Consider the following 686-nt stretch of genomic DNA (forward strand, 5'->3'; position numbering starts at 1 on the left):
TTTGCCGAAGACATCCTTCGCGGCGTCCTTGACGTGCTCGCCGGCCTGCTTTGCTTTCGCCGCGGCCTGATCTCCGACGCCCTCGGCTTGAAGCTTTTCGTTGTTGGTTGCATCTCCCAGGGTTTCCTTCGCCTTACCGGCTACTTCCTGAGCTTTGTTGCTGATCTTATCTCCGAGACCCATAAGGTCCTCCTTCAATTCGAATCCAACTAGTACGCTTTCAACCCTAGGAAAGAAATCTGAACGTTTCCTGAACGGTTGGCGCTTGGCCTGCGTATGATCCCTTAGTTGCCTGCGACGACAGCCATGGCCGCCATGAGTGCCCTGGTCACTTCGGCCTCTTTCACAACATGACCGTAGAAGCTGTCGCAGTTCATGCACGTGTAGTCAATATCCCAAGACCCCTCGCCCTCAAGGCGATACCAACGGGCCCGCTCAATGATCACGTACTCGTCGCTGTCACATACCCCGCACCAGATCAAATTGGCGATCGATCCCTGCGCGATGGCTGGGGCATGGTCATTTACCTTTGAAGAATCGTGCTCAGACATTCAAGGTCACCCTCTCACAACAGATGCATGGAACCTGCAATGGAATTGGTGGCATCATTTTAGACACGCGAAATCGGCGCAGTCTAGAGTTCCGGGGCAGAGATTTTGGGCCAGCGCCGTTAACGCTCCGGCCGC

General features: G+C 55.0%; 2 protein-coding genes. Both read right to left on the reverse strand.

Features of this window, described 5'->3' with window-relative positions; translation table 11 throughout:
- On the reverse strand, window positions 1-183 hold a 183-nt coding region (locus CXQ91_RS24210), incomplete at its 3' end, for a CsbD family protein (RefSeq protein WP_104086578.1).
- 101 nt (window positions 184-284) lie between these two features.
- Window positions 285-551: a hypothetical protein gene (locus CXQ91_RS24215; RefSeq protein ID WP_104086579.1), complete on the reverse strand. Its 267-nt coding sequence runs from the start codon at window positions 549-551 to the stop codon at window positions 285-287.
- Window positions 552-686 lie beyond the last annotated feature (135 nt).

The sequence above is a fragment of the Arthrobacter sp. Y81 genome (genome assembly GCF_002929335.1).
Taxonomy (GTDB): domain Bacteria; phylum Actinomycetota; class Actinomycetes; order Actinomycetales; family Micrococcaceae; genus Arthrobacter.